Annotated in this window: 19 protein-coding genes and 1 other RNA gene; 17 read left to right on the top strand and 3 right to left on the bottom strand. The window is 69.4% G+C overall.

Features of this window, described 5'->3' with window-relative positions; translation table 11 throughout:
• Positions 1-449 precede the first annotated feature (449 nt).
• Together B0E52_RS06450 and B0E52_RS06445 are read right to left on the bottom strand one after the other, a co-directional pair.
• Positions 450-806: a YraN family protein gene (locus B0E52_RS06450; protein WP_077482770.1), complete on the bottom strand. Its 357-nt coding sequence runs from the start codon at positions 804-806 to the stop codon at positions 450-452.
• Positions 806-2,752: a penicillin-binding protein activator gene (locus B0E52_RS06445; protein ID WP_077482769.1), complete on the bottom strand. Its 1,947-nt coding sequence runs from the start codon at positions 2,750-2,752 to the stop codon at positions 806-808. Before B0E52_RS06445 ends, B0E52_RS06450 begins: the two co-directional genes overlap by 1 nt.
• Before the next feature lie 84 nt (positions 2,753-2,836).
• On the opposite strand from B0E52_RS06445, the gene rsmI reads away from it, so the two are divergent.
• The 17 genes from rsmI to lpxC all read left to right on the top strand — a co-directional run bounded on the left by rsmI (position 2,837) and on the right by lpxC (position 21,353).
• Complete coding sequence (rsmI, locus tag B0E52_RS06440) at positions 2,837-3,664, top strand: 16S rRNA (cytidine(1402)-2'-O)-methyltransferase (protein WP_077482767.1); 828 nt, start codon at positions 2,837-2,839, stop codon at positions 3,662-3,664.
• Between the two features lie 84 nt (positions 3,665-3,748).
• Positions 3,749-4,111, top strand: an RNA gene (rnpB, locus tag B0E52_RS06435) — RNase P RNA component class A.
• A gap of 309 nt (positions 4,112-4,420) precedes the next feature.
• The gene (gene mraZ, locus B0E52_RS18520; protein ID WP_168174141.1) at positions 4,421-4,891 is read left to right on the top strand and encodes a division/cell wall cluster transcriptional repressor MraZ; all 471 of its coding nucleotides are present in this window, start codon (positions 4,421-4,423) and stop codon (positions 4,889-4,891) included.
• Positions 4,892-4,937: 46 nt separating this feature from the next.
• Positions 4,938-5,864, top strand: a complete 927-nt coding sequence (gene rsmH, locus B0E52_RS06425; protein WP_077482764.1) for a 16S rRNA (cytosine(1402)-N(4))-methyltransferase RsmH — start codon at positions 4,938-4,940, stop codon at positions 5,862-5,864.
• Positions 5,865-5,869: 5 nt separating this feature from the next.
• Entirely contained in the window at positions 5,870-6,133 is a 264-nt protein-coding gene (gene ftsL / locus B0E52_RS06420) for a cell division protein FtsL (RefSeq protein WP_174575543.1), read from the top strand.
• Positions 6,130-7,995 carry a penicillin-binding protein 2 gene (locus B0E52_RS06415; RefSeq protein WP_077482760.1) on the top strand — a complete coding sequence of 622 codons (1,866 nt, stop codon included), beginning with the start codon at positions 6,130-6,132 and terminating at the stop codon, positions 7,993-7,995. Before ftsL ends, B0E52_RS06415 begins: the two co-directional genes overlap by 4 nt.
• The gene (locus B0E52_RS06410; RefSeq protein WP_077482758.1) at positions 7,992-9,482 is read left to right on the top strand and encodes a UDP-N-acetylmuramoyl-L-alanyl-D-glutamate--2,6-diaminopimelate ligase; all 1,491 of its coding nucleotides are present in this window, start codon (positions 7,992-7,994) and stop codon (positions 9,480-9,482) included. The genes B0E52_RS06415 and B0E52_RS06410 overlap by 4 nt, the downstream gene beginning before the upstream one ends.
• Positions 9,479-10,861, top strand: a complete 1,383-nt coding sequence (gene murF, locus B0E52_RS06405) for a UDP-N-acetylmuramoyl-tripeptide--D-alanyl-D-alanine ligase (protein WP_077482757.1) — start codon at positions 9,479-9,481, stop codon at positions 10,859-10,861. The genes B0E52_RS06410 and murF overlap by 4 nt, the downstream gene beginning before the upstream one ends.
• Positions 10,851-11,951, top strand: a complete 1,101-nt coding sequence (mraY, locus tag B0E52_RS06400) for a phospho-N-acetylmuramoyl-pentapeptide-transferase (protein WP_077482755.1) — start codon at positions 10,851-10,853, stop codon at positions 11,949-11,951. The genes murF and mraY overlap by 11 nt, the downstream gene beginning before the upstream one ends.
• A gap of 1 nt (position 11,952) precedes the next feature.
• Positions 11,953-13,191: a putative lipid II flippase FtsW gene (ftsW, locus tag B0E52_RS06395; RefSeq protein WP_077482753.1), complete on the top strand. Its 1,239-nt coding sequence runs from the start codon at positions 11,953-11,955 to the stop codon at positions 13,189-13,191.
• The gene (gene murG / locus B0E52_RS06390) at positions 13,188-14,264 is read left to right on the top strand and encodes an undecaprenyldiphospho-muramoylpentapeptide beta-N-acetylglucosaminyltransferase (protein WP_077482751.1); all 1,077 of its coding nucleotides are present in this window, start codon (positions 13,188-13,190) and stop codon (positions 14,262-14,264) included. The genes ftsW and murG overlap by 4 nt, the downstream gene beginning before the upstream one ends.
• A complete protein-coding gene (gene murC, locus B0E52_RS06385) occupies positions 14,261-15,706 on the top strand; it encodes a UDP-N-acetylmuramate--L-alanine ligase (protein WP_077482749.1) in 1,446 nt (481 codons plus the stop codon). Before murG ends, murC begins: the two co-directional genes overlap by 4 nt.
• Positions 15,706-16,674 (top strand): D-alanine--D-alanine ligase, encoded by a 969-nt coding sequence (locus B0E52_RS06380; protein WP_077482748.1) that lies wholly within the window; start codon positions 15,706-15,708, stop codon positions 16,672-16,674. The genes murC and B0E52_RS06380 overlap by 1 nt, the downstream gene beginning before the upstream one ends.
• Positions 16,671-17,411, top strand: coding sequence for a cell division protein FtsQ/DivIB (locus B0E52_RS06375; RefSeq protein ID WP_077482746.1), 741 nt, complete (start codon positions 16,671-16,673; stop codon positions 17,409-17,411). The genes B0E52_RS06380 and B0E52_RS06375 overlap by 4 nt, the downstream gene beginning before the upstream one ends.
• 13 nt (positions 17,412-17,424) lie before the next feature.
• Positions 17,425-18,663 (top strand): cell division protein FtsA, encoded by a 1,239-nt coding sequence (gene ftsA / locus B0E52_RS06370; protein ID WP_077482745.1) that lies wholly within the window; start codon positions 17,425-17,427, stop codon positions 18,661-18,663.
• A 148-nt stretch (positions 18,664-18,811) separates the two neighbouring features.
• Positions 18,812-19,990 (top strand): cell division protein FtsZ, encoded by a 1,179-nt coding sequence (ftsZ, locus tag B0E52_RS06365; RefSeq protein WP_077482743.1) that lies wholly within the window; start codon positions 18,812-18,814, stop codon positions 19,988-19,990.
• A 448-nt stretch (positions 19,991-20,438) separates the two neighbouring features.
• Positions 20,439-21,353: a UDP-3-O-acyl-N-acetylglucosamine deacetylase gene (gene lpxC / locus B0E52_RS06360; protein ID WP_077482741.1), complete on the top strand. Its 915-nt coding sequence runs from the start codon at positions 20,439-20,441 to the stop codon at positions 21,351-21,353.
• A 140-nt stretch (positions 21,354-21,493) separates the two neighbouring features.
• Here the strand turns inward: lpxC and B0E52_RS06355 are convergent, their stop codons facing one another.
• Positions 21,494-21,949: a DciA family protein gene (locus B0E52_RS06355; protein WP_077482740.1), complete on the bottom strand. Its 456-nt coding sequence runs from the start codon at positions 21,947-21,949 to the stop codon at positions 21,494-21,496.
• Between the last annotated feature and the right edge of the window lie 132 nt (positions 21,950-22,081).

Here is a 22,081-nt window from a genome sequence, read left to right as displayed (position 1 = left end):
ATTCCGCGGGTGAAAGCCCGGCGCGATCGGAGATCGGCGCGTGAGTACGCTCCGAGATCGACTGACCGGTGCATCCCCTGTGCAGCATGCAGCGCATGCCACGGTTGCGAATGCTGTCATGCGATACGCCTGGATTTCGTCTAACGCATCGCAAAACTGCGCGATGTCTATGTTAGGTCAGGCCCGGATTGAGGCATGTCGGTGAGCGCACTGAAACAGATGTCCGTTCGTGCTGACGACATGTAGTCCATTGCTTACACGGGTGGCTTCCACCAAATGCTCGCAACGGGTTCCCGACATCTGATCGGGCGTGGCATCGATGCGAGTGCTTCATGCACCGTGATGGCGTGCGACCCGCGGCCCCGGCCGTTCGCCTTATGGCGACACCGGTGTTTGCCGTGATGCAAATCGAATTGCCCGGTTTGCACCCGACTCTTGCGGATCTGGTTTCAACCTGCCTCGAACGCGCCGCGCAGCCACTGCATGCACGCGTCAGGCGCAGGGCCGTCGTAACTCACCACGTCGAAGCGGCAGGCGCGTTGCGCATGTTGCGGGTGGGCGGCGAGCCACAGTTGCGCGGTGCGGATCAGCTTGTCCTGCTTGGTGCGGGTGATCGAGGCGAGTGCGTCGCCATGGCCGGCGTGCACGCGGTAACGCACTTCGACGAACACGATGGTGTCGCCGTCGAGCATGACGAGGTCGAGTTCGCCGTGGCGGGTGGTGTAGTTGCGCGCGAGCAGTTTCAGGCCGGCGCGTTCGAGCTCGGCGCCGGCGCGTTGCTCGAAGGCGGCGCCGGTGCTGCGCATCAGCCGGCCGACGAGGCGGTGGCCGGCTGATCGCTGCTGTTGGCCGGTGCCGGTGCGGTGCCGGACGGCGCGGGCAGGTCGTCGACCTGCAGGCTGCCGCCCAATGGGCGGGCGAGGCCGTTCTGGAATTTCGCCCAGATCAGCACGCGGCGGATGCGGCCGAACTGGTCGGCGGTGAGCTGGCCGCTGGCGCCGGGCAGGTAGCTGCCGGGGTGGTCGCGCAGCCAGTCCAGGTAGGGCACCAGGTTCCATGCGTCCATGCCGAACGCGAACAGCCGCGCGCTGCCGTCGCGCGCGGCGGGCAGCAAGGTGGCGATGTCGTCGTGGTGGGGCAGGCCGGGTTGGGCGTCGAACAGCCATGGCGCGTCGCAGAATTCCACGCCGTTGAGGTCGCCGTCGGCGGTTGGGTTGTCGCTGCCGGCGTAGACGTGCGAGCTGCCGAATACCGGCAGCGCGATCTTGGCGATCCGCAGCTGCGGCAGCAGCAGGCGCGCCTGGTTGGGGCGCATGCTGATGAAGATGCCGGCGTCGCTTGCCGCCGTGGACGCGATGGCGCCCGTGCTGGCGCTGCTGGCGGGGTTGGAAGTGTCGGGCGTCGCGGCGGCTGGCGTGGCGCTGGCGGGCAGGTGCAGGTTGGCGATCAGGTTGGCGTAGTTCGCGCCGCCGGCGGGCAGCGTGGCCATGCCGGCAACCTCGCCGCCGCGGGCGAGCAACTCGGCCTTGAACGCGCCGGCGGCGCGCTGGGCGAAGTCGTCGCCGGAGATCACCACGTAGGCCTGGTGCAGGCCGCGTTCGATCATGTGGTCGGCGGCCTGCGCGCCCTCGGTTTCCGGCAACAGGCCGAATTCGCTGGCGCCGCTCGCAGGCAATTGCTTGCTGTCGGGGTGGTTCAGTGCCAGCACCGGCACCGGCAGCTTGGATAGGCCGAACAGCGCAGCCACCGCGCCGCGGGTGAGCGGGCCGACCACCAGTTGCGCGCCGTCGCTGGCCGCCTGCTGGTAGGCCTTGAGTGTTCCATCGGCGCTGCCCTGCGTGTCGTAGATGCGTACCGAGGCGCGCGGTGCGTGGGTGCGCGCGTCTTCCGCATAGGCGGCGAAGAAGCCTTCGCGGATCGCGTCGCTGGCCGCGGCGAAGGCGCCGCTGGTGGGCAGCAGCAAGGCCACACGGGCGGGCATCTTGTAGCCCTCGCGCACCTCGGCATTGGCGCCGGGCAGCAGGGTGCCCACCGGCTGCTGCAGCGAGGGCGGTGGCTGCGCCACGGCGACGCCGAGCTGGCTGAGTGCCTCGTTGGTCCACGACAGCATGCGGTCGCCCGGCTTCATCGCGGCAGCGCGCTGCTTGAGCGAGGCCACGTCGAGCTTGGTGAGTTCGGCGAGGATCTGCTTGCGGTTCTCCGCGCGATCCAGTCCCTGCAAGCTGTCGTCCATCTGCACGCGGGTGCGCGCGGCGCCCCAGTGGTCGCCGGTGGCGGCCTGGGCGCGGGCGCGCAGCTCGTACAGGCGCAGCTGCAGCTTGCCTGGCACGGCGACGGTGGGCTGGGTGGTGAGCTGCAGCGCGGCGGCTGCGTCGTGGTGGCGCAACGCGAGATCCGCGCGCAACAGATCGAAGCGCACCGCATCGTCGCTCTGCAGGTTGGCGCGTTTGATCTGCGCCAGCGTGGGCGCGGCGTCGTCGATGCGGCCTTCCTCGCGCCAGGACTCGGCTGCGAGCAGGCGATAATGGTCGGCATGGCCGCCGTACTGCCCGGCCAGCGCGAGATAAGCCTGCGCGGCCTGGTCGAATTGGCCTTGCCGCGCCAGCGCGGCGGCGCCGTCCGCTGCGCTGATTTCGGCGGGCGAAGGTTTCGTGTTGCCGGGGACGCAGCCGCTCAGCGCGAGCGTTCCGGTCAACAACAGGGTCAGGCCGAGGGTCGTCAGGGATGGCCGGGGAACGGAACGCAGGCGCATCGGAGCTCTCTTGTCGGTATTCGCGGCGAGTGTGCGCGATGATAGCCGATCGTTTCCGTGACTCGGGTCCGCAGGAGCTTGCACATGTCATCCGTCCAACCCGGTTGCCTGTGGGTGGTCGCCACGCCGATCGGCCATCGCGACGATTTCTCCGCACGCGCGATCGCGACGCTGCGCGAGGTGGTGGTGATCGCCGCCGAAGACACCCGCCACAGCCGTCCGCTGCTGCTTCACCACAACATCGCCACGCCGCTGCTCGCGTTGCACGAGCACAACGAGCGCGAGGTGGTGGACGCGGTGGTGCGACGCCTGCAGGGCGGCGAATCGGTGGCGCTGATTTCCGATGCGGGCACGCCGCTGATTTCCGATCCCGGTTTCCGGCTGGTGCGCGCGGCACGCGCGGCCGGCATTCGTTGCGCGCCGGTGCCGGGTGCTTGCGCGGCGATCGCTGCGCTGTCGGTGGCGGGACTGCCCAGCGACCGCTTCGTGTTCGAGGGTTTCCTTCCACCGAAATCCGCGGCGCGCCGCGCTCGCCTGCAGGAACTGGTGGGCGAGCCGCGCACGCTGATCTTCTACGAATCCTCGCATCGCGTCGCCGAGAGTCTGGCGGACATGCGCGCAGTGTTCGGCGACGGGCGCGAGGCGGTGCTGGCGCGCGAACTCACCAAGCTGTTCGAGACGGTGCTCGACGAGCCGCTGGCGCAACTCGCCGAACGCGTGGCGAACGATCCGGACCAGCAGCGCGGCGAATGCGTGATCCTCGTCGCGGGTCGTGGCGAGGAGGCGGATGCGAAGCTCGCCGAAGGGCAGCGCATCTTCGCCATCCTGCGCGAGGAGTTGCCACCGGCGAAGGCCGCCAAGCTCGCCGCGGCGATCAGCGGGGCGCCACGCAAACTCCTCTATGAAGGGTAGGAACGCACCCTGTGCGCGATAGCTTTTCACCGATACTTCCGAAAAGCATCGCGCACAGGGTGCGCTCCTACTAAACTGGCAGGCGGAGTCGGCCGGACAGTCGCGTCGCGCGCAAGCGCATCGAGGAAAGTCCGGGCTCCACAGGGCAGAGTGCCAGGTAACGCCTGGGCGGCGTGAGCCGACGGCCAGTGCAACAGAGAGCAGACCGCCGATGGCCCGCAAGGGCACAGGCAAGGGTGAAAGGGTGCGGTAAGAGCGCACCGCGTACGGGGCCAACGCCGTACGGCACGGTAAACCCCACTCGGAGCAAGACCAAATAGGGGGACATTGGCGCGGCCCGCGTCGTCCCCGGGTAGGTTGCTGGAGCCAGGCGGCGACGCTTGGCCGAGAGGAATGACTGTCGCGCCGCAAGGCGTACAGAACCCGGCTTACAGGCCGACTCCACCTTTCCCGCTCCCGTCCCGGCGCACCACGCGTGCGCCGGGACGGGTCATGGGTGCGCGCATGCGGCGGCGCATGGTGCGAGGTGAACGGCGGTTCATGCCCGGCCGCTCCCGCCGACGCAAGGAGCGGACTTTTGCGATCCACTTGAGCGGATGCGTCGCAGAAAAATTTCCCTGCATTCAAGCACCTTTGGGATGTTTCTCAGAAAGTGCTGGAAACACCGCCACAACTTCGCCTTTCTCCTTGATTCACAAGCAAAAATCCCTTGACAGTCTCATGGGGCGAGACTATCGTGGCTTTCAGTGTGAAATCGTGGGTTTTCGTGGAGTCTATTACGTGTTCCAGGGCGAAACCGCCATCACCGTCGACGACAAGGGCCGCCTGGCCATACCGACCGCGTACCGCGAGTTGGTGGCCGGCGCCTGCGCGAACCGGCTGGTGGTCACCTACAACCCGTTCGAGCCGGGCTGCCTGTGGCTGTTCCCGCACGAGGAGTGGGAGAAGGTGCGCGACCAGGTCAATGCGCTGTCCAAGGTGGTCAAGTCGCACCGCGACATGCAGATGAAGATCGTCGGTGCCGCCGCGGTGGTGGAACCCGACGGTGCCGCGCGCATCCTGCTGCCGGCCAGCCAGCGCGCGACCACCGGCATCGAGAAGAAGGCGGTCCTGCTGGGCATGGGCAACAAGTTCGAGCTGTGGAGCGAACAGGCCCACCTGGCCAAGATCCGCCAGACCATCGGCGAAGACGAAATCACCAACGAGATGGCCGCGCTGCAGCTGTAATGCGGCGCACGTTTTTGCGGGCGGGATACGGGACGGGAGGTGCGGCATGGCCGAGTTGCGGCACATCCCGGTAATGCTGGACGAAGCGGTGGAGGGCCTTGCCGTGCAGGCAGGCGGGCGTTATCTGGATGGCACGTTCGGACGCGGCGGTCACGCTCGCGCCGTGCTGTCGCGTCTCGGCCCCGGCGGCCGCCTGCTGCTGATGGATCGCGATCCCGTCGCTATCGACGCGGCGCAGAAGGCGTTCGCCGCCGAGCCACGCGTCACGATCCGCCACGCCAACTTCGCCAGCCTCGCCGAGTGGGACGAGACCGCCGCCGGTCTCGACGGCGTGCTGCTGGATCTGGGCGTCTCCTCGCCGCAGCTGGACGAGGCCGCGCGCGGCTTCAGCTTCATGGCCGATGCGCCGCTGGACATGCGCATGGACACCAGCCAGGGCGAGAGCGCGGCGGATTTCCTCGCCCATGCACCCGAGCGCGAGATCGCCGACGTGCTGTGGCAGTACGGCGAGGAGCGTTTCAGCCGCAAGATCGCCCGCGCCATCGTCGAGCGTCGCGCGGAAACCCCGCTCATCCGCACCGGCGAACTGGCCGCGCTGATCGAGCGCGTGGTGGGGCGGCGCGAACCGGGCAAGCACCCGGCCACGCGCAGCTTCCAGGCGCTGCGCATCCGCGTGAACGGCGAACTGGATTCGGTGCGGCGCGGGCTGGATGCCGCGCTGGCGCGCCTGAAGCCCGGCGGCCGGCTCGCGGTGATCAGCTTCCACTCGCTGGAAGACCGCATCGTCAAGCAATTCATCCGCGACCATTCCGGCCGCGTGCTGGGCAGTCGGCGCGGTCCGCCGCAGGCTGCGGCGCCAGCCGAACTCGCCGCGGTGGGCAAGGCGCAGTTCCCCTCCGAGGCCGAACTCGCCGCGAATCCGCGCGCCCGTTCCGCCGTGTTGCGGGTGGCGCAGAAGGTGGGCTCCGCATGAGGCTGATCCAGTCCCTCTTCATGCTCGCGCTGCTGGCCGCCGTGCTGGCCAGCGCGATCAGCGTGGTGTGGGCGCGCCACGAGAGCCGCGTGCTGTTCGTCAAGCTCACCGCGCTGCAGAACCAGCGCGACGACATGAACATCGAATACGGCAAGCTCGAACTGGAGCAGGCCACGTTCGCGGAGCCGCGACGCATCGACGAAGAGGCGCGGCAGCAGCTGGGCATGCTCGATCCGCGGCCGCAAGACATCCGGTTGCTGCGCCGATGAATTGGCGCGACCGCACCCGCCCGCAGCCGCAGCGCGCCACGCCGTCACCGGGCCGCCGGCGCGGCGCCGGCCCCAGCGCGCGCAAGCGCATGGTGCTGGTGGCGGGCGTGCTCGGCCTGGTCTCGCTGGGCCTGGTGGCGCGCGCGTTCGATCTGCAGGTGGTGCGCAAGCAGTTCTACCAGAAGCAGGGCGATGCGCGATTCCTGCGCGAGGTGCCGATCCCGGTCTCGCGCGGCACCATCTTCGACCGCAACGGCGAGCCGCTGGCGGTGTCCACGCCGGTCACCTCGATCTGGGCCAACCCGGCCGAGGTGCTGGCGAACGACGACCGCATCCCCGCGTTGGCCAAGGCTCTGGGCGGGAACGCGGCCGACATCCAGAGTTATCTCGAAGCGCGCGCGAGCCGCGAGTTCGTCTACCTGCGCCGGCAGATGGCGCCGGAGGCGGCGCAGGCCGTGCTCGATCTCGACATCCCCGGCGTCAACGGCCAGCGTGAATTCAAGCGCTTCTACCCGTCGGGCGAAGTCACCGCGCACATACTGGGCTTCACCAACATCGACGACCATGGCCAGGAAGGCCTGGAGCTGGCCTACGACGACTGGCTGGCCGGCAAGCCCGGCGCCAAGCGCGTGATCCGCGACGGCAAGGGCCACATCGTCGAGGATCTGGAACAGGTGCGTGCGCCCAAGCCGGGGCAGAACCTCACGCTCAGCATCGACCGCGGCATCCAGTTTCTCGCCTACAACGAGCTGAAGTCCACGCTGGACAAGTTCCAGGCTGCTTCCGGCTCGATCGTCGTGCTCGACGTGCGCACCGGCGAGATCCTGGCGATGGCCAGCATGCCGACCTTCAACCCGAACGCGGTGGCCGGCAGCAAGCCGGCGCAGCGGCGCAACCGCGCGCTCACCGACGTGGTCGAGCCCGGTTCCACGATGAAGGCGCTCACGCTGGCGGCGGCGCTGTCCAGCGGCAAGTACACGCCGACCGGCCCGATCATCGATACCGGCAACGGCCACTGGTACTTCTACGGCCACGACATCCGCGACGACGACCCGAACGGCCTGCTCACCCCCACCGGCGTGCTCACCCGCTCCAGCAACGTGGGCGCGGCGAAGATCGCGATGACGCTGGACACGCCGCTGATGTACGACACCTACCGCGCGTTCGGCCTGGGCAACAGCACCGGCAGCGGCTTCCCCGGCGAGGCCTCCGGCTACCTCAAGATCGGCCGCGACTGGCGTCCGCTGGAAAAGGCGATCATGGCCTACGGTTACGGCCTGAACGTCACTCCGCTGCAGCTGGCCAACGCCTACGCCACCATCGCCGACGGCGGCGTGATGCACACGCCCACCTTCATCAAGGGCGACGACAGCGCGGGCCGGCAGATCATCTCGCCGCAGGTGGCGCATGAGCTGGTCAGCATGCTGGAGACGATCACTGGTCCCGGCAGCACCGGCGCGCGCGCGCGCATCGCGAACTACAGCGTGGCGGGCAAGACCGGCACCTCGCACCAGGCGATCGCCGGCGGCTACTCCAAGAGCACCTACAACTCGCTCTTCGTCGGCGTCGTGCCGGCCAGCAGCCCGCGCCTGGTGACTGCGGTGGTGATCAACGGGACCACCGGCAAGAACGGCTACTTCGGCGGCACCGTGTCGGCGCCGGCCTTCGCCGCGGTGACCAGTGGCGCGCTGCGCCTGCTCGACATCCCGCCGGACAACATCGGCCGCTGGTACGTGGGCGGTCCGCTGCAGGGCAACGGCGGCCTGGTTGGCAGTCAGACGCCGGTCACGCCGGCGGTCAACGACGTGCCGATCCAGGAGGCGCCGGTCGACGAGGCGCCGACGGAAGGAGGTGCGCCATGAGCACCGGCCATCTCGACCAGTTGCTGCTGGGCCTCGCCGACGCGCCGCTGGCCGCCACGCCGGGCGCCGCGCGCATCGTGGTGTCCGGGCTGGCCCTGGATTCGCGCAAGGTGCGCCGCGGCGACGCCTTCCTGGCGTTGCGCGGCACGCAGAGCCACGGCATCCAGTTCGCCGCCGGCGCGGTGCAGCGCGGCGCGGAAGTGGTGCTGGCCGAAGGGCCGGCGATCGGGATCGAGCCGCTGGACGTGCCGGTGCTGTGGATCGACGGCCTGCACGGCTTGGTCGGCGAAATTGCCGCGCGCTTCCACGGGCGTCCGTCCGAAGCGTTGCACGTGATCGGCGTCACCGGCACCAACGGCAAGACTTCCACCGTGCAGTTGCTGGCGCAGGCGCTGACCTTCCTCGGCGATCGCGCCGCAAGCATCGGCACCCTGGGTGCCGGCCTGCACGGTCGGCTGCGCGAAGGCGAGCGCACCACGCCGGATGCGATCAGCGTGCACGCCCTGCTGGCCGAGTTCCGCGATGCCGGCGCGACCCACGTGGCGATGGAAGTTTCTTCGCACGCGCTGGAGCAGGGCCGGGTCGGCGCGGTGGATTTCGAGGTCGCCGCGTTCACCAACCTCACCCGCGACCATCTGGACTACCACGGCACGATGGAAGCCTATGGCGCGGCGAAGGCGAAGCTGTTCGCCTGGCCGGGACTGCGCGCCGCGGTCGTCAACGGCGACGACGCGTTCGGCGCCGAGCTGCTGGAACGGCTGCCGGCCGGCGTGCGCGCGCTGCGCGTGAGCGCGCACGGCGATGCCGCCGCGGACGTGGCGGCCAGCAACGTGGTCAGCTCCGCCGAGGGCCTGGCCTTCGTGCTGCGCACGCCATGGGGCACGCACACCTTGCGCAGCCACCTGCTGGGCCTGTTCAACGTGGCGAACCTGCTCACGGTGGCGGCCTGTCTCGGCGCGCTGGACGAGTCGTTCGAGCGCATCGTGGCCGCGCTGGAGAATCTGCAGCCGGTCAACGGGCGCATGAGCCGGCTGGGCGGCCGCCACGGCCTGCCGCTGGTGGTGGTGGATTACGCACACACGCCCGACGCGCTGGAGCAGGTGCTGACTGCCGTGCGCGCGCATTGCCGCGGGCGGCTGATCTGCGTGTTCGGCTGCGGCGGCGAGCGCGACCCGGGCAAGCGCCCGCTGATGGGCGCGATCGCGGCGCGGCTGGCCGACGTGGCGATCGTCACCGACGACAACCCGCGTGGCGAGAGCGGCGACGCGATCGTGGCGCAGATCGTGGCCGGCATGGGCGCGGCGCGCGAATACGGCGTGCAACGCGACCGCGCCGCCGCGATCGGGCAGGCGCTGGAGATGGCGGCGGCCAACGATGTGGTGGTGATCGCCGGCAAGGGGCACGAAACCTACCAGGAGAGCGCGGCCGGCAAGCGCCCGTTCGACGACATGCTGGTCGCGCGCGCAGCCCTGGAGCGGCGCGCATGATGCGGCTCTCCGCCATCGCGATGTGGACCCACGGCCGCCTGCTCGGCGATGACGCCGCGGTGGGCGGGGTCGCGATCGACACCCGCAAGCTGAAAGCCGGCGACCTGTTCGCTGCGTTCAAGGGCGAGCGCGTGGACGGCCACGACTATCTCGCGCAGGCCGCTGCCGCCGGCGCCGCCGGCGCGCTGGTGTCGCGCAAGCTGGACAGTCCGTTGCCGCAGGTGCTGGTGGACGACGTGGAAGCGGCGCTGGGCGACCTCGCCAGCGCAGTGCGCGCGCAGCGCCATGCACGGGTGATCGGCATCACCGGCTCCAACGGCAAGACCACGGTGAAGACGCTCGCCGCCTCCATCCTGTCGCTGCATGGCCACACCCACGTCAACACGGGCAGCTTCAACAACGAGATCGGCTTGCCGCTGACCCTGCTGGCGATGCCGGAAGACGCCGAATACGCAGTGCTGGAGATGGGCGCAGGCAAGCCTGGCGACATCGCCTATCTCGCCGCCATCGCGCGGCCCGAAATCGGCCTCGTCAACATCATCGCCCCCGCGCATCTTGAGCGCATGGGCAGCGTGGAAGGCGTGGCCGAGACCAAGGGCGCGCTGTACCAGGCACTGCCGGCGGACGGCGTGGCGATCATCAATGCGGACGACGCGTTCGCCGGTTTTTTCGCGGGCCTGGCCGGCACGCGCCGCGTGCTGCGTTTCGGCCTGGAACACAAGGCCGACGTGGGCGCCGATATCGTGGAGCAGCGCGCGGATGGTTCGCGCTTCGTGCTGAGCACGCCGGAAGGCGACGCCGAGGTGAATCTCGCGTTGCCCGGCCGCCACAACGTGGCGAACGCGCTGGCCGCGGCTTCCGTCGCGCTGGCGCTGGAGGTGCCGCTGACCACCATCGTGGCAGGACTGGAACAGGCGCGTGCGGTCGCCGGCCGCCTGCGTCGCATCGCGTTGCCCGGCGGCGTCACGCTGATCGACGACAGCTACAACGCCAACCCCAGCTCGATGGCCGCGGCGATCGACACGCTGGCGCTGGCGGCGGGCGAACGCTGGCTGGCGCTGGGCGACATGGCCGAACTGGGCGCCGACGCCCACGCGCTGCACGCCGGCGTGGGCGCGCGGGCGCTCGAACGCGGCATCGAGCGCCTGTTCGCCGTCGGCCCGCTGGGTGCTGCGACGGTGGAGGCGTTCGGCACGGGCGGCGAACACTACGCCGACAAGGCCGCGCTGATCGCCGCGCTGAAAGCCGGCCTGCACGACGGCGTGACCTGTCTGGTCAAGGGCTCGCATTCGTCGGGCATGGACGAGGTGGTGAAGGCACTGGAAGGTGCGGCACGACACGCCGATACAAAGCCGGAGGGCGCATCCGATGCTGCTTGAACTCGCGGACTGGATGGCGCGGCACTTCACCACGCTGCACCTGTTCCAGTACATCACCTTTCGCACCATCATGGCTGCGCTCACCGCGCTGGCGGTGTCGCTGCTGCTGGGTCCCGCGTTGATCCGCAAGCTGGCCGCGCTGAAGGCGGGCCAGGTGGTGCGCAGCGATGGTCCGCAGACGCATCTCTCCAAGGCCGGCACGCCGACCATGGGCGGCGTGATGATCCTGCTCGCGGTCACCGTCGCCACGCTGCTGTGGGCCGACCTGCACAACCGCTACGTGTGGGTGGTGCTGGCGGTGATGCTGGCGTTCGGCGTGATCGGCTTCTACGACGACTACCGCAAGCTGGTGCTGAAGGACAGCCGCGGCCTCGCCTCGCGCTGGAAGTATTTCTGGCAGTCGGTGTTCGGCCTGTGCGCGGCGCTGTTCCTGTTCTTCACCGCGCCACACGCGGTCGGCAACGCGCCGGTGGCGGAGACCGCGCTGTACGTGCCGCTGTTCAAGCACGTGGCGATTCCGCTGGGCGCGTTCTTCGTGGTGGTGGCGTATTTCATCGTGGTGGGCTTCTCCAATGCGGTGAACCTCACCGACGGCCTCGACGGCCTCGCGATCATGCCCACCGTGCTGGTCTCCGGCGCGCTCGGCGTGTTCGCCTACCTCGCCGGCAACAAGCTGTTCTCCGAATACCTGGGCATCCCCTCGATCCCCGGCGCGGGCGAGCTGTCGATCTACTGCGGTGCGCTGGCCGGTGCCGGGCTGGGCTTCCTGTGGTTCAACACCTACCCGGCGCAGGTGTTCATGGGCGACGTGGGCGCGCTGGCGATCGGCGCCGCGCTGGGCTGCATCGCGGTGATCGTGCGCCAGGAGATCGTGTTGCTGGTGATGGGTGGCGTGTTCGTGCTGGAGACCGCCTCGGTGATGATCCAGGTGGGCAGCTTCAAGCTCACCGGCAAGCGCGTGTTCCGCATGGCGCCGATCCACCACCACTTCGAGCTCAAGGGCTGGCCCGAGCCGCGGGTGATCGTGCGCTTCTGGATCATCAGCGTCGTGCTGGTGCTGATCGGCCTCGCCACGTTGAAGGTGCGCTGACATGTTCGGCTTCGGTACATCGCAGGCGATCAAGCGGCAGGGGCCGCGCGGCAGCTACGACCTGTGGCTGCTGGTCGCGCTGGTCGGCCTGGCCAGCATCGGCGTGGTGATGGTGACCTCCAGTTCGATCGCGGTGGCCGACAGCAGCCACGTGGGCGCGTTCTATTACCTGAAGAAGGACCTGCTGTTCCTGGCACTGGGCGCGGTGGCGGCCGGCATGGCGATGCGCACCGAGCTGAAGCTGCTGGAGAAGTACGCGTTCCATCTGATGCTGGTCGCCTTCGTGCTGCTGCTGGCGGTGTTCGTGCCGCACCTGGGCATGCGCATCAACGGCGCGCACCGCTGGCTGAACCTGGTGGTGACCAGCTTCCAGCCGGTGGAGGCGGTGAAGCTCATCCTGGTGGTCTACCTCGCCAGCTACCTCGTGCGCCATCGCGACAGCATCGAGACGAAGTTCCTCGGCCTGATCAAGCCGATCGCGGTGGCCGGCATCATCGTGCTGCTGCTGCTGGCGCAGCCCGACTTCGGCTCGGCCACGCTGGTGATCTCGGTGACCATCGCGATGGTCTGGCTGGGCGGCGCGCGGCCGATCTACCTGTTCGTGATGGGGCTGCCGCTGATGCCGCTGCTGGTGATCGCGGCGACCGGCGAGAGCTACCGCGTAAAGCGGCTCACCTCGTTCATGAATCCCTGGGAGCACCCGTTCACCGACGGCTTCCAGCTCACCCAGTCGCTGATGGCGATCGGCCGCGGCGAGTGGACCGGCGTGGGCCTGGGTTCCAGCGTGCTGAAGTTGTCGTACCTGCCCGAGGCGCACACTGACTTCATCTTCGCGGTGATCGGCGAGGAGCTGGGTCTGGTCGGCGTGATGCTGGTGATGGGCCTGTTCGCGCTGGCGGTGGGGCGCGGCCTGTACCTGGGTCTCAAAGGGGTCGAGGTGGGCCAGCGTTTCGCCGGCTACGTCGCGTTTGGCATCTCGTTGATGCTGGCGATGCAGGCGATCGTCTCAGTGGGCGTGAACCTCGGCGCGCTGCCCACTAAGGGCCTCACCCTGCCGCTGATCAGCTACGGCGGTTCGTCGATGGTGCTGACCTGCGCGATGGCCGGCGTGCTGCTGCGCGCCACCTGGGAGATCAACCGCGCATTGGATGCGCGGCAGATGGCCAAGCGCATGCCGGAGGCGGTAGCGGCGCCGGACGTGAACGACGCGGTGCGTCCGCGCGAGGCGGCGGTGGCATGAACGCCGAGCAGCGTCCCGTGCTGATCATGGCCGGCGGCACCGGTGGCCATATCTTCCCCGGCCTCGCCGTGGCCGAGACGCTGCGCGCGCAAGGCGTGCCGGTGGCATGGCTGGGCGCGGTCGGTGGCATGGAGACGAAGGTGGTGCCGGCGCACGGCATCGAGCTGCACGAGATCCGCGTGGGCGGTCTGCGCGGCAAAGGCTGGCAGACGCGCCTCGCGGCGCCCGTGATGCTGGCGCGTGCGTTGCTGTCTGCATTCGGCACGCTGCGCCGGCTGAAGCCGCGCAGCGTGCTGTCGATGGGTGGCTACGTGGCCGGCCCCGGCGGCCTGGCCGCGCGCCTGCTGCATCGCCCGTTGCTGGTGCACGAGCAGAACCGCGTGGCCGGTTTCACCAACCGCAAGCTCGCCGCGCATGCGCAGCGCGTGCTGGCCGGCTTCGCCGACGCGCTGCCGAACGCGGAGTGGGTGGGCAATCCGGTGCGCGGCGCGATCGCCGCGCTGGCGCCGCCCGCGCAGCGCTTTGCGGGTCGCGCGGGCCGCGCGCACCTGCTGGTGCTGGGCGGCAGTCTCGGCGCGCGCGCGCTGAACCTCACGCTGCCGCAGGCGCTGGCACTGCTGCCGCCGGAGCGTCGCCCCGAAGTGCTGCACCAGTGCGGCAATCGTGGCCTAGCCGAGGCTCGCGAAGCGTACGCGAAGGCTGGCGTCGAGGCCCAAGTGGTGCCGTTCATCGAGGACATGGCGGGCAGCTACGGCTGGGCCGATCTCGCGGTCTGCCGCGCCGGCGCGCTGACCCTGGCCGAACTCACCGCGGCCGGGCTGGGCGCGGTGCTGGTGCCGTTCCCGCACGCGGTGGACGACCACCAGACCCGCAATGCCGAGGCGCTGGTCGCCGCCGGCGCGGCCGAACTGATCCAGGAACGTGATTTGAACATCGAAACACTTGCGCAGCGTCTGGATGCACTGCTGGCCGACCGCGCGCGGCTGCTCGCGGTGGCCGAAGCCGCACGCACGCTGGCCAAGCCCGACGCGGCGGCGGTGATTGCCCGTGCTTGCCTGGAGGTGGCCGCATGACGCCACGTCGCCTGCTCGCGCACGAAGACCTGATGACCACGTTCCGTCGCGTGCACTTCATCGGCATCGGCGGCGTGGGCATGAGCGGCATTGCCGAGGTGCTGCACAACCTGGGCTATGCGGTGTCGGGTTCGGACAAGGCGAACTCGCCCACCGCGCAGCGCCTAGCGCGACTGGGCCTGGTGGTGCACGAGGGGCACGACGCCGCGAACGTGGGCGACGCCGACGTGGTGGTCACTTCCAGTGCGATCAAGCCGGACAATCCCGAGCTGCTCGCCGCGCGTGCGGCGCGCATCCCGGTCATCCCGCGCGCCGAGATGCTGGGCGAGCTGATGCGCTTCCGCCGCGGCATCGCGATCGCCGGCACCCACGGCAAGACCACGACGACCAGCCTGGTCGCCAGCGTGCTGGCCGAGGCGAACTACGACCCAACCTTCGTGATCGGCGGTCAGCTCAATGCGGCCGGCGCGAACGCTCGGCTGGGCACCGGCCAGTACCTGGTGGCGGAGGCCGACGAATCGGACGGCTCCTTCCTGCTGCTGTCGCCGGTGATCGCGGCGGTCACCAATATCGACGCCGACCACCTGGAGAACTACCACGGCGATTTCGCCGAGGTGAAGAAGGCCTTCGCCGATTTCCTGCATCGCCTGCCGTTCTACGGCCTCGCCGTGCTGTGCGTGGACGACGCCGAGGTGGCGAAGCTCGCGAAGACCACCACGCGCCGCGTGATGACCTACGGCATCGCCACCGCCGACGCCGATGTGCGCGCCTCCAACGTGGTGCAGCACGGCTTCGAGATGCACTTCGACCTGCACCTGCCCGGCCGCGCCGAGGCGTTGCCGGTGATGCTGAACCTGCCCGGTCGGCACAACGTGCTGAACGCGCTGGCCGCCGCCAGCATCGGCTGGCAGCTCGGCGTGGGCGCCGAGGCGATCGCGCACGCACTGGCTAACTTCCAGGGCGTGGGTCGGCGCTTCCATCGCCGCGGCGAAATCGCGCTGGACCACGGCACAGTCCTGCTGGTGGACGACTACGGCCACCATCCCAGCGAGCTGGCCGCGGTGTTCGCCGCCGCGCGCGGCGGTTGGCCCGAGCGGCGCCTCGTCGTCGGTTTCCAGCCGCACCGCTACAGCCGCACGCGCGACCTGCTCGACGACTTCGCGAACGTGCTGGCCGAGGCCGACGTGCTGGTGCTCACCGAGGTATATCCGGCGGGCGAGGCGCCGATCGCGGGCGCCGATGGCCGCGCGCTGGCGCGTGCGGTGCGCGCGCGCGGCAAGGTCGACCCCGTGCTGGTCGAGCATCCGCGCGAACTCAAGGACACCTTGCCGGCGCTGCTGCGCGACGGCGACCTGCTGCTGCTGCTCGGCGCCGGCGACATCGGCGCGGCGGCGGTGGAACTCGCGCAGCTGGGCCAACTGAAGACCAGGGGAGCCGCCTGATGGCCGTCACGACGAATCCTGCCTCGCGCATCTCGAACCCCGCGGACTTCGGCCGCGTCGCGGTGGTGATGGGCGGCAGCTCGGCCGAGCGCGAGGTGTCGCTGGATTCCGGCCGCAACGTGTTGGCGGCGCTCAAGGCGCGCGGCGTCGACGCGCACGCGATCGACGGTATCCCGGCGTTGCTCGACGCCCTGCGCGCCGGCCACTTCGCGCGCGTGTTCAACATCCTGCACGGCCAGCACGGCGGCGGCGAGGACGGCGTGCTGCAGGGCGCGCTGGAATCGCTCAAGGTGCCGTACACCGGCTCGGGCGTGCTCGGCTCGGCGCTGTCGATGGACAAGCCGCGTTCCAAGCGCGTGTGGCAGTCTTTGGGCCTGCCCACGCCGAAGTTCGTGGCGCTGGCGCGCGGCGCCGATGCCGCGGCGGTGCATGCCGCGGCGCACACGATCGGCTTCCCGTTGATCGTGAAGCCGGCCTGCGAAGGCTCCAGCGTGGGCGTCACCCGCGTGTTCGAGGAGGCGCAGCTGGACAGCGCGGTCGAGCTGGCGGCGAAGTACCCCGGCGACCTGTTGATGGAAACCCTGATCGAGGGCGACGAGCTGACCGTCGGCATCCTCGGCCGCGAGGTGCTGCCGTCCATCCACATCGTGCCGAAGGGCGCGTTCTACGACTACAACGCGAAGTACGTCGCCGAGGACACGCAGTACCTGTGCCCCGGCCTGCATGGCGATGCCGAAAGCGAGCTGCGCGCGCTGGCGCTGCAGGCGTTCGACGCGCTGGGCTGCGCCGGCTGGGGCCGGGTCGACGTGATGCGCGACCGCGCCGGCCGCAACTGGCTGCTGGAAGTGAACACCGCACCGGGCATGACCTCGCACTCGCTGGTGCCCAAGGCCGCGCGCGCCGCCGGCATCGACTACGAGGCGCTGTGCTGGCGCGTGCTCGAGACGAGCTTCCGGGAGGGTGCATGAGGGGTAGCGTCCGCCTCGTCGCCTGGTGCCTCGCCATCGCGCTGGTGGCGCTGCCGGTCGTCGGCGTGCTGCACGGCTGGTTCGCCGCCGGCCGCTGGCCGGTGACCCGGCTCACGGTGCAGGGCGAGTTCCGGCACGTGAACATGGACGAGATCCGCGCCGCCGTGCTGCCGCGGCTGGGCAAGGGCTTCTTCGCGCTGAACCTCGACAGCGTGCAACAGGCGGTGGCGGCGCTGCCGTGGGTGGAGTCGGTGGAGGCGCGCAAACGCTGGCCGGACACCTTGCAGCTGCGCGTGATCGAGCGCCAGCCGTTCGCGCGCTGGAACGACAAGCAGTTGATCAGCCGGCAGGGCAAGGTGTTCGACGCGCCGATCGGCGCCGCCGATGCCGCCACGCTGCCGGACCTCGAAGGGCCGGACGACCGGCTTGCCGAGGTGGTGAGCTTCTATGCCGACGTGCGCAAGGCCTTCGCCGGCACGCGTCTCGCGATCGACGGCGTGGCGCTGACGGCGCGCGGCAGCTGGAGCGTCACCACGGCGAGCGGCGCGCGCATCGTGATCGGCGACCGCGACCTCGCCGGCGCGCGGCTGCGCCGCTTCCTCGATGTCTATCCGCAGCTGATGGCCGGCCACGACGAGGGTTTCGTCTACGCCGACCTGCGCTACACAAACGGGTTCGCCGTGCGCTGGCCGCAGCCGGCACCCGCCGCCAAGACCAACGTGACGCGCCGCTCATGAGGACGCCATGCATATGAAGACGCGCAACGACAAGCAGCTGGTGGTCGGCCTCGATATCGGCACCTCCAAGGTGACCGCGATCGTGGGCGAGTACGAGCCGGGCGAACCGATCACCGTGATCGGCATCGGTACCCATGTGTCGCGCGGCATGCGCAAGGGCATGGTGGTGGACATCGAATCGACCGTGCACTCGATCCAGCGCGCGGTGGAGGAGGCTGAGCTGATGGCCGGTTGCGACATCCGCTCGGTCTGCGCCTCGATCTCGGGCAGCCACCTGGAAACGCGCAACTCGCACGGCAATGCGGCGATCCGCGACCGCGAGGTGACGCCGGGCGACCTGGAGCAGGTGCTGGAAGCGGCCAGCGCGGTGGCGATCCCGGCCGACCACAAGGTGCTCTACAAGGAGCCGCAGGAATACCGCATCGACGGCCAGGACGGCATCCGCTCGCCGGTCGGCATGAGCGGCGTGCGGCTGGAGGCGAACGTGCACCTGGTCACCGGCGCGGCCGCGGCGGTGCAGAACATCACCAAGTCGATCCAGCGCTGCGGTTTGTCGGTGGACGAACTGGTGCCCTCGGCGTTGGCCAGCGCGAAGGCGGTGCTCACCGACGACGAGCGCGAGCTGGGCGTGTGCCTGGTCGACATCGGCGCCGGCACCACCGACATCGCGATCTACACCCAGGGCTCGATCCGCTACACCGCCTCGCTGCCGATCGGCGGCGACCAGGTCACCAGCGACATCGCCTACGGCGTGCACACGCCGACCGCGCATGCCGAGGAGATCAAGATCAAGTACGCCTGCGCGCAGACCGGGCTGGCGCACGCCGAGGAAACCATCCAGGTGCCCAGCGTGGGCGACCGCCCGCCGCGCCGGCTGGCGCGGCAAGCGCTGGCGCAGAGCGTGCAGGCGCGCTACGAGGAAATCTTCGAGATGGTGCAGGACAAGCTGCGCAGCTCCGGCTACGACAGCCTGGTGGCAGCCGGCGTGGTGCTCACCGGCGGCGCCTCGAAGATGGAAGGCGCGCTGGAGCTGGCCGAGGAGATCTTCCACAAGATGGTGCGCCTGGGCGTGCCGCAGGAGATCAGCGGCCTGGGCGAAGTGATCAGCAGCCCGCTGCACGCCACCGGCGTGGGCCTGCTGCTGCACGGCTCGCGCCACAACGCGCCGGTGCGCGGCGGTGCCGGCCCGGCGCTCGGCAACGTCGGCGGCCTGCTCGGCAAATGGCGCAGCTGGCTCACGAAGAACTTCTGACGGGCGCCGGCAGGCGCCCGGCCGGGAGCGGCAGGGTTTCGGCGGCGCAGGAGGCGCAGCCACGGGCGGCAGGACGTCCGCCCACCACCACGGAGCGACAGGAGTCGCCACCCGCGGTTACAACGACAACAACTCTGGAGGACGGGAAATGTTCGAGCTGATCGAGAAACTTGCACCAAACGCAGTCATCAAGGTCATCGGCGTGGGCGGCGGCGGCGGCAATGCCGTGGCCCACATGATCAATGCCAACATCGAGGGCGTGGAGTTCATCGTCGCCAACACCGACGCGCAGGCGATGAGCAGCTGCAATTCGCGCACCCACCTGCAGCTGGGCGCGAACGTCACCAAGGGCCTGGGCGCGGGCGCGAATCCCGAGGTCGGCCGCCAGGCCGCGCTGGAGGACCGCGAGCGCATCGAGGCGATGCTGGAAGGCGCCGACATGGTGTTCATCACCGCCGGCATGGGCGGCGGCACCGGCACCGGCGCGGCGCCGGTGGTGGCGCAGCTGGCCAAGGAAAAGGGCATCCTCACCGTGGCGGTGGTCACCAAGCCGTTCCCGTTCGAGGGCCGTCGCCGCATGCAGGTGGCGCAGAAGGGCATCGAGGACCTCAGCCAGCACGTCGACTCGCTGATCACCGTGCCGAACGAGAAGCTGCTCAGCGTGCTGGGCCGCGAGGTCACCCTGATCAACGCGTTCAAGGCCGCCAACAACGTGCTGCAGGGCGCCGTGCAGGGCATCGCCGACCTGATCACCGCGCCGGGCCTGATCAACGTGGACTTCGCCGACGTACGCACCGTGATGAGCGAGATGGGCCTGGCGATGATGGGCACCGGCACCGCCAGCGGCGACGACCGCGCCCAGGCCGCGGCCGAGGAGGCGATCAAGAACCCGCTGCTGGAGGACGTCAACCTCAACGGCGCCTGCGGCATCCTGGTCAACGTCACCGCCGGCCCCAACCTCACCATGCGCGAATTCGACGAGATCGGCCGCATCATCCACGACTTCGCCAGCGAGGACGCCACCGTGGTGATCGGCACCTCGCTCGACGCCGAGCTGAAGGACGAGGTACGCGTCACCGTGGTCGCCACCGGCCTCAACCGCGCCCCTGCCTCGCGCAACGTGCGCATCGTGGAGCAGAAGCAGGTGGAGATGCGCCAGCGTCCGCGCCCGGTGGTGCTGCGTACTGGCACCGGCAACGAGGTGGTGGACTATGCCCAGCCGGAATCGTCGATCAGCGCCAATCCGCGCAGCGAGGCCCCGGCGCGGCAGGACAACGGGCTGGAATACCTGGACATTCCGGCCTTCCTGCGCCGCCAAGCCGACTGAGGCCATCGACGCCTGAACCGCGCGTCCCGTGCTTGTTAAGAAGGAGTGGAACAAAACACCTGTCCAACGGGTCATTGCAGAGACATGAAGGGTGGACTCGGGTCTGTTGCCGTAGTGCGCAGCCGCGCCGGTCAGCGAATGACCGTCTGGCGCGTTCGGGCCTGGAATCCGCAAGACGATGCGTCAGGGAGGGCGCATGATCGGCTGTTCCGGGCATTGGCCCGGAACGGTGGATCCGTTACCCCGGTGCCGGAATCCCGTCCCGGCCCGGGGTATCGTGTCGCCCCGCTCGCCTGGCGAGCGGACCATGTTCACGGGCGTGCCTTCCGGGATGAAGGGCGCATGAAGGCTCGACCAGACTGTACGGTACGGTTTGCTATTGCAGCTGGTTAAAACTGTGTTAGCATCCGACCCCTGATTGGCTGCTACTTGGCAGGTACCAACGACAATGATCAAGCAGCGCACGCTCAAGAACATCATCCGCGCCACCGGCGTGGGCCTGCACACCGGCGACAAGGTATACATGACCTTGCGCCCTGCGGCGCCCAACACTGGCATCGTGTTTCGCCGCACGGACCTCAATCCGCCGGTGGACATCCGTGCGCGCCAGGACAACGTCGGCGACACTCGTCTCTCCACCACGCTGGTGAACGGCGAGGTGCGCGTCGCCACGGTCGAGCACCTGCTGTCGGCGATGGCCGGCCTCGGCATCGACAATGCCTACGTGGACCTGTCGGCGCCGGAGGTTCCCATCATGGATGGGAGTGCCGGCCCGTTCGTGTTCCTGCTGCAGTCCGCCGGCATCGAGGAACAGAACGTGGCCAAGCGCTTCATCCGCATCAAGAAGCCGGTGAAGGTGCAGGAAGGCGACAAGTGGGCCAGCTTCGAGCCGTTCGAGGGCTTCAAGGTCGGCTTCTCGATCGAGTTCAACCATCCGATCATCTCCAAGCGCACCTCGCGCGCCGAGATCGACTTCTCCACCACCTCGTTCGTGAAGGAAGTGAGCCGCGCGCGCACCTTCGGCTTCATGCGCGACATCGAGATGCTGCGCGAACACAACCTCGCGCTGGGCGGCTCGATGGACAACGCCGTGGTGCTGGACGACTACCGCGTGCTGAACGAGGACGGCCTGCGCTACGAGGACGAGTTCGTCAAGCACAAGATCCTCGACGCGATCGGCGATCTTTATCTGCTCGGCCACAGCCTGATCGGCGCCTACCACGCGCACAAGTCCGGCCACGAGCTCAACAACAAGCTGCTGCGCACCCTGATGGCCGACGCCACGGCCTGGGAAGAAGTCAGCTACCAGGACGACCCGGCCACCTCGCCGATCTCCTACGCCCATCCCGCCCAGGCGATCTGATCGCGCATAACGCGGCCGTCAACGGGCAAGAAACAGAAAGCCGCCGCATCCGACGATGCGGCGGCTTTTTTGAATGTGCAGCCATGGATGGCGGCCCGTTTGATCCAGGCGATCGGGACAATCGCAAAGACGTTGCCGGTTCAGCGTGAGGGTTCGCTGGGTTTGGTCAGCGCGGCCAGCTTGCCGAACAGCTCCTGCCACTCGGGATCGGCCGTGGCCGCAGCCGCAGCGCGCAGATGGGTCGCGGCCGCGGGCGACAGCTCGCGCACGCGGTCAGGTTCCAGCTCGATCCGCGGCAGCGGGCTCACCTTGACGCCAAGGGCCTCGGCGCGGATGTCGAGGCTGCGGGCGGTCGCGAGAATCTGCGCCTGCAACAGACGCAGCCGCGTGGCCCAGGCAGGCGTGGAGGCGAGGAACAGCAGCCGTCCGCCGCGCAGGTTGGCGAAGCGCACCTCGTCGCGCAGCGGCATTGGCAAGGTCTGGCGCAGCGCACGATCCAGTGCATCCAGCGCGGTGGCCTTGCCGGCCAGCGTGGCGAAGGACCCGCAGGCGCCGAGTGCTTGCGGGCCGCGAGGGCGCGAGGCGGCGCGGGACATGGTCCGACGGCTCCGGGTAGGGTCGATGTGTCGATGATACCTGCCGCAGGCCGCGCCCGCCGCTCTTGAATCCGCGTGCCGGCGCCGCCATGCCGGGAGATCGCCGGGGCCTTCGTCATGCCTGCCGTCCGG

The sequence above is a fragment of the Rhodanobacter sp. C06 genome (assembly GCF_002001105.1).
Classification (GTDB): Bacteria; Pseudomonadota; Gammaproteobacteria; order Xanthomonadales; family Rhodanobacteraceae; genus Rhodanobacter_A.
The sequence above is the reverse complement of the archived record's forward strand: the minus strand, read 5'-3'. Positions and strand labels throughout refer to the sequence as shown.